The 7,015-nt window shown below is 43.1% G+C and carries 4 protein-coding genes and 3 tRNA genes; all 7 read left to right on the plus strand.

Annotated elements, in window-relative coordinates:
- Nucleotides 1-159: 159 nt before the first annotated feature.
- A tRNA-Val gene (locus FJQ58_RS00025) sits at nt 160-235 on the plus strand.
- 36 nt (nt 236-271) lie between these two features.
- Nucleotides 272-347, plus strand: a tRNA-Lys gene (locus FJQ58_RS00030).
- 18 nt (nt 348-365) lie between these two features.
- Nucleotides 366-445, plus strand: a tRNA-Leu gene (locus tag FJQ58_RS00035).
- Between the two features lie 256 nt (nt 446-701).
- Entirely contained in the window at nt 702-2,297 is a 1,596-nt protein-coding gene (locus FJQ58_RS00040; RefSeq protein ID WP_162341203.1) for an AraC family transcriptional regulator, read from the plus strand.
- A 118-nt stretch (nt 2,298-2,415) separates the two neighbouring features.
- Entirely contained in the window at nt 2,416-3,414 is a 999-nt protein-coding gene (locus FJQ58_RS00045; protein WP_139990440.1) for an ABC transporter substrate-binding protein, read from the plus strand.
- 18 nt (nt 3,415-3,432) lie between these two features.
- Nucleotides 3,433-4,233, plus strand: a complete 801-nt coding sequence (locus FJQ58_RS00050; protein WP_162341205.1) for a (2Fe-2S)-binding protein — start codon at nt 3,433-3,435, stop codon at nt 4,231-4,233.
- A 172-nt stretch (nt 4,234-4,405) separates the two neighbouring features.
- Nucleotides 4,406-5,812 (plus strand): ATP-binding protein, encoded by a 1,407-nt coding sequence (locus FJQ58_RS00055; RefSeq protein ID WP_139990442.1) that lies wholly within the window; start codon nt 4,406-4,408, stop codon nt 5,810-5,812.
- The last annotated feature ends 1,203 nt before the right edge of the window (nt 5,813-7,015 follow it).

Here is a 7,015-nt window from a genome sequence, read left to right on the forward strand (position 1 = left end):
GCTTATCCTAAACACGTTTACTGTGACCCATACATCCGGTAGACAGCAGCAACAAGGCTTCAGCAAGCCTAATCTTTCGTATCCAGTTTTCAGCGTGCAAACGCTTGGCTTGCCCGCAGGCAAAGCCAGCCCACGTGAGGTGGGTTTTATTGTTTCCATGGAGGATTAGCTCAGCTGGGAGAGCATCTGCCTTACAAGCAGAGGGTCGGCGGTTCGATCCCGTCATCCTCCACCATGACTATGAGTCATTAGCTCAGTTGGTAGNGACTATGAGTCATTAGCTCAGTTGGTAGAGCACCTGACTTTTAATCAGGGTGTCGTAGGTTCGAATCCTACATGACTCACCATTTTTTTATCTCGGATACGCGCGTATGGCGGAATTGGCAGACGCACTAGACTTAGGATCTAGCGGGCGACCGTGGGGGTTCAAGTCCCTCTACGCGCATCAAACAACAAAAAAAACTCTTTGGATCAGTTTTCTGGTCTGAAGAGTTTTTTTGTTGTTCTTTTGGTTATCTAACTATCCAAAATTCTTCGGAGACCGATTGGAGAGTTGTGGATTCCGTTATCAACTTTAAAAAGTTAGTTCTATAACGATAGCCTCAATCAACCTTGAATGTTATGGTAAGCTAATATAGATCGTGAAATGCACTATGGGTATAATCCCGAAGGGAATTGTTCCGCAGAAAGGAAGTAGGAAGATGAATAAACCTGACGCTATCCGCTTTATGCATAAATTGGTTTTCACCTCAATTCGGAGTTACCATTACGAAGGCGGAACGGCAGATATTCGAATGCAGAGGACTCTCCGTTTCTATGCCATAGCCTTAATTAGCAGAGGCAAAGGGACGGTTACGATAAATGGAACATCAACTCCTGCAATGAAAGGAGATTTGTTTTTTCTACAGCCTGATATGCTTATAGAAGCAAGCTCGAATGACAACCATCCGCTTGAGTATTCACTCGTATTATTTTCCGCAGTTCAGCTGCATAAACAAAATAATGCTTGGTTGGTCAAGCCACCTGAATTCTCGTTTAAGGGAAAGCTGAAGGCATCCCAATCATTAGAAACAATGATGGAATGGATACATCCTTTGATTTCTAAGCGAGCCCTGCATTCATCGGACAAACAAGCCAAAACGGCTTTGCTCACTAGCCTCCTTCATGCAGTTGCGAGAGCGGAAAGTACCACTCAAGAAGATGAACAGCAGAAGATACGGGGGATAGAGCAGACGTTGGCATTCATAAATGAGAATTATAGCAAGGAAATTAAAATCGAACAGCTGGCTCAGATGTCAGGCTTCAGCTTGAACCATTTTACGCGAGTTTTCAAACAACAAATGAAGCTAACCCCATCGGAATATATTTTTAAGCAGCGTATGGCTAAAGCCAAGCAACTGCTAACTTCTTCAAAGAAAGCGAAGGAAGTAGCGGAGCAAGTCGGCTATAAGGACGAGCATTACTTTAGCAGAGCTTTCAAAAAGGCAGAGGGTGTCCCGCCTACGTTGTATATAAAAAATAAATGCCATCGCATAGCAGCCCTTTATTATGGCCTGGATGACCATTTAGTTACGCTAGGGCTCAGACCCGTAGCATCATTATCTTACGAGGAGCGAGTAACCTATTCTTATCCTTTGCCAGCAGTAAGCGAACAAGGCTTGAAGCTGAATAGCGGCAAGTCCAATTATGATGCGCTGCTAAAATCGAAGCCTGATTTAATCATGACAAGCGATCGCCTAGTTCAAGACGAAGCTTTGAATCAAATAGCACCAACCGCTGTTCTGGCACACTCCAATCAATATGGAAAAATGCTGGAGCATATGGGCAAAATATTAGGCAGAGAGCGGCAAGCAGCTTTATGGGTAGATCAGTATGGGGAACGCATGGAAGGAATAAGAGACCGTTTGAAGGCGTATTGGGGACGACAGACTGCTTATTTTATTAGAGTAAGCCCTAACTTTTATCGAGTATATGGAGCAAACAATCAAACGGGCAGTCTTTTGTATGACGATATTGGCTTGAGTTTGCCGGTTGAATTTCCTGATCGCGAGTGGGCAGTGGACATTCAATTGGAAGATCTGCTTACGTATCGAGCAGAGCATCTATTTCTAATGGCTGATCCTACCTCGGAAGCAAAACAGCGACTGCAGCAGTTGCTTCAATCAGAGCAATGGGCGAGTTTAGAAGCGGTTCAGCAGCGAAGGGTATATGATGCAAGTGATTTATTCTTTAAAACATTAGGGCCTACAGGCAGAATGTGGGCGATGAATCAAGTAGCGGCACAACTTGGAATTTAATCAGAGTGAATAAATCCACCAGTAAGAGCTGGATTAATCCATTGCTTAACAAGGGTGTCTTCTCTATCATTGATGATAATGATTATTATTATTAAATGGAGAAGGGGAACAAATACAGATGCTTAAAAACAAATTAACGCCCTTGGTGTGCCTCATCATCTTGCTGCTAACGATGTCAGCTTGCGGAGGAGCAAGCGGCAATACTAGTCAGAAAGAAACAGACCATCCATCACCGCAAACTACGGATGCACCAGAAACGGAAAATTTAACTAGAACGATCACTCACCTGAAGGGAGAGACAATCGTCCCTGTAGATATTGAGCGAATTGTTGTTCTTTCTGCTGCCTATATCGACCATCTCCTTACGATTGGCGAGAAGCCGTATGGCGTCAACGTAGAAGTGCGCTATGGGGGAGACTATCTTCCTTATTTAGCTAGCGAGCTAGAGGGTGTGCAGCTAGTAGGCTCGGCGGATAATCCCAATCTCGAAGCCATTGTCGCACTTGACCCGGATGTTATTCTAGTCGAAAGCCGGACAGCGGAAGAAACTTATGCACAGCTTGATAAGATTGCCCCAACGATTGTCCTGGGTACGGAATGGCTTGAATATGAGGATGACACCACCTATTGGACCAAGGATTTGCTAAAAGTTGCTGAGCTTTATGACAAAGTAGATGTAGCCAAGGAGAAAATCGCTGAGCTGAAAGCTAAGACGGCAGAAGCAAGTGAGACAATAAAAAAACTAGAGCAAAAAAAGCTTGCCTACTTGCGGGTCAGGGAAAAGAACCTTCAAATTTATGCTGGAAAGGGCCATCCGACCAATACGCTGCTTTATCATGATCTCGGCTTCTTGCCTACAGGACTTACTCCCGAGGAGCAGCGAGCGGATTTATCTCTAGAAGTTGTGCCTGATCTGGATGCAGATTATATCGTCATGGAAGTAGATCCAAACGGGCGTGAGAATTTGAATAGCATGAACCAAAGTACTTTGTGGGGGAAAGTACCTGCTGTTCAGAATGAAAAAGTATATGAGACGGACTCCTTCTGGCTATTTAAAGGCTGGGGCGTTATCGGACGCGGGCAAATTGTAGATGAAGTCTTGAGCATGATCGAATAAATGAGAGGCTCCCGTGGGATGAAGAAAGGCGTTATGGGTGAGGTGCTACCTCTTCAGAGCGTTAGCGGTTTTATGAAAAACCATTTTCGTATAGCCATAGAGCATGTTGGGGATGAACATTATCCGTTTACAGTGTCAGATTTGCTTGATCCTTCAGCTCGTTCAACGATATTCGACCTTCAGGCTGCTCAATTAGGTCATCCTAATCTACAAGTGGTTGGTACTTTATTTGCGAAGCGCTACTCGGTATTATTTACGGGATTGATTGCTTCCATGGATTTATTTGATTATCCGCTATCCTCATCCCTGAGCGATATGCGTTTCCGAATCATTGAGCGGGCAGCGATGGAATATCAAGCGATACCAGCATCTTCTGAGCTGCTGCCTTATACAGATCTGCAAGAACGCAAAGAGAAACGGACGGAATATAGCCAGCAATTGCGGCGAAGCACGGAAGCATTGTTTCGATCCGTCTCAGCTCAAACTGGTGTTTCTCCGAAAGTAATGTGGTCATTGGTTGCTCATCAGCTGCGGCAATACTATGCGCGTTTGCAAAATGCCCGTGATTTAGAAGTGCCCGCGGAGCGTCTCAGCCTTGCACTAGCTGAACAGGGAATTCTGATGGCGCAGGGAAACGATAACCCCTTGGCTCTCCATTTACGCAGCGTGTCGCATCCGTTGTATCCAGATACGAGGATATATGTGCGGCGTTACTGTTGTATGGCGTTTAAAATAAAACAGCATGGCTACTGCAGCACCTGCCCTGGGGTTAGTGAGACAGAGCGATTAAAGATGCTGTTTGGGGAGAAACGAAGCTAAAACTTTGAATTCACGGATTATGAAATAAATGGAGAAAAAGCCTTGTGATACAAGGCTTTTTCTGTTTTTCTGATACGTCAAATAAGGAAGAGTTGAACGAGTTTATAGTTCTATTCTTTTGTCAAAGCGCTCAGCATCGCGTATAATAAACCCATCCAAGGGAGGCTGGTCGATGAACTTTTATGTCGCCTTTTTTACTAATATTAGTATTTTAATTACCTGTGCTTATTTATTTAATCTAATATATAAAAATTTATTTAAAAATGCGTCAAGTCTACTGAAAAATATTATGCTTATTATTACGTTTATATTCTCGGGCTGGCTGGCGATGATGGTAGGCGTCCAGGTGCCGAATGGGCCTGTATTTGATTTGCGGGTCATACCGATTATTTTTGCTACGCTGATGTTTCGTAGTCCGTTGCATGTCTTGCTTATCGGTTTAGGAATTTCGGTTTCGCGATTTATGGTGAATGGGATTACGCCGAATGCGCTGACCGGATCGATTAATATCGCTATATTGGCGCTAGTATCTGCGGGTCTTGTCATCCTGTATCAAAGACGGCAACATTGCAGCTACTTCATGAAAGCAACGGTTTCCCTGCTGACGATTAATATTGCGCAAGTGACTGGAATTGCATTGTTTGGTGCGCTGAATCGGGAATTGTATCTCAAACAAATTATGCCTTATACACTGCCGCTTTCCTTGCTGCTTGGCGCGTTTTTCTTATTTATCATTTATGATTTTTACAAGGAGCAGCTGCTCGCGATTGAGCTAAGCCAAAAAAATAAGATTTTGGAGAAACAGAAGCAGGAGCTGCTTGAAACGCATCGAGAGCTTGAAGACAAAGCAAACCAAATTTTAAAGTCTTATAAATATAAATCGGATTTTATGTCCAACATGTCGCATGAGCTAAGAACGCCGCTGAACAGCATTATTCTGTTGTCCGAACTGATCCGTGAGAACGAGACAGGCAAGGCAGATAACGAAAATTTTGAGTATGCGGACATTATCCATACTTCGAGTAATGAGCTGCTGCGAATCATTAATGATATATTGGATTTATCCAAGGCTGAAGCCGGTAAAATGGAGCTGGAGTGGGGCGAAATATCAATCGAGGATATTACTCAGATTTTGTATCATCAGCTTGCTCCGTTCGCAGATAAGAAACAGCTAAATTTCGAGGTTCTGATTGATGAAGCCGTACCTAAGGTGCTGATGTCAGATGGACTTCGGTTAAGTCAAATTTTGCGGAATTTGTTGTCCAACGCAGTGAAATTTACCAACGACGGAACGGTTACCTTACATGTCACGATGGATTCCATATCAGATCACATCGTATTTATCGTCAAAGATACGGGGATAGGCATTGACGAAGAAAATCAAAAGCTCGTGTTTGAGGCCTTCTTGCAAGAGGACAGCACACTTAACCGGAAATACGAGGGGACGGGGCTGGGACTCTCCATCAGCCAACGGCTGGCCAATCTTCTTGGAGGCAATCTTACATTAAGCAGCAAAAAAGGCATAGGAAGCGAGTTTATTCTTTCGCTGCCGTTACATAGGAATACAAACCAGCACTAGCTAGATAGATAGATTGTAAAAAAAGACAAAGACGACCCTGTTGGCTTAAAAGCTGACTGGGGTTGTTTTTTTTTGCGCGTATAAGCTGTACCAAGGTACGTTCTAGAAGAGCGCGCTTATTCGGTACATCCGTCGAGTGCTTTTTGTCATGCTGCAATGTTGCTTGGAACAACGCTTTTTATGTGATTCCGCCCACTAGGAAAGATGCCTATTCGTGAAGGGATTAACGTTTGCTTTGTTTCATTTTAATGATGAATCAGGCAAATGCACTGAATAGATCTGTGGCAGTAATGAGGGGGACTAGGATGACCAATAGGTTTCTGTTATCGACTACTGCAGCGGCATAATTGTTAAGAGGAGCAGAGCTTTTACTGATTATTATAGTGAGTTTTATTCTAAAAAAGTTCAACTAAAGCTTCTCGTTTTGTTCGCGGCTCGAGTAGATCATCCAATCGGGTAGCTGTTGCAGCCAGGCTCTTAAAATTGAGTAAGACATGTAAAGCTAAGGATTCGGCTACTAAGGCGAACATTTCGTTTCTCCAGTACGATCCTCTTGCTTCACTTATCCTTCATTACCTTCATTACTTTCGTTCAACCTATCTATTTCTCCAAAACTCAGCTATATCCGATGAATTTACAGCCGCTAAACTAGATTAGATCTATTTTTTAGACCTATTTCAGCTACTTCAGCTGTTTACGCCAGATTAGATCTGAAAATTAGATCTATTTCTCCAAAACTCAGCCATATCCGCTCCATTTGGAGCCTTTGGGCTAGATTAGATCTATTTTTTAGACCTATTTCAGCTACTTTGGCTGTTTACGCCAGATTAGATCTAAAAATGAGATCTATTTCTCCAAAACCTAGCCATATCCAGTTCATTTGGGCTGCGGGGCTGCGAACTATTATAGACCGACTATGCATCCGTCTGGAACCCTTCTATTATAATTTCATTACGTCTAAACTCATTAGTTGCACCATATATCATGATGTTAAATGCATATAAAAACGTATAAAACATAAATATCTTCATTTATTTTAAAAAAAGACTTGCAATACACTATTCATACATGGTATATTCTAATTCCGGCCGAGAGAAACACGCGGACGACAAGAAAAACAAGCAACACGAACGAAAGAATAGATTGCTCTTTGAAAACTGAACAACGAGTAATAACTGCCTCGCAAATCCTTTGGGATAAGCG

Source organism: Paenibacillus paridis (genome assembly GCF_006345825.1).
In the GTDB taxonomy this organism is placed as follows: Bacteria; Bacillota; Bacilli; order Paenibacillales; family Paenibacillaceae; genus Pristimantibacillus; species Pristimantibacillus paridis.

Bases quoted from the DNA above. Each gene is read 5' to 3' on its own strand.
- FJQ58_RS00040 (WP_162341203.1), top strand. From the start codon at position 702: ATGAATAAACCTGACGCTATCCGCTTTATGCATAAATTGGTTTTCACC.
- FJQ58_RS00050 (WP_162341205.1), top strand. From the start codon at position 3,433: ATGAAGAAAGGCGTTATGGGTGAGGTGCTACCTCTTCAGAGCGTTAGC.
- FJQ58_RS00045 (WP_139990440.1), top strand. From the start codon at position 2,416: ATGCTTAAAAACAAATTAACGCCCTTGGTGTGCCTCATCATCTTGCTG.
- FJQ58_RS00055 (WP_139990442.1), top strand. From the start codon at position 4,406: ATGAACTTTTATGTCGCCTTTTTTACTAATATTAGTATTTTAATTACC.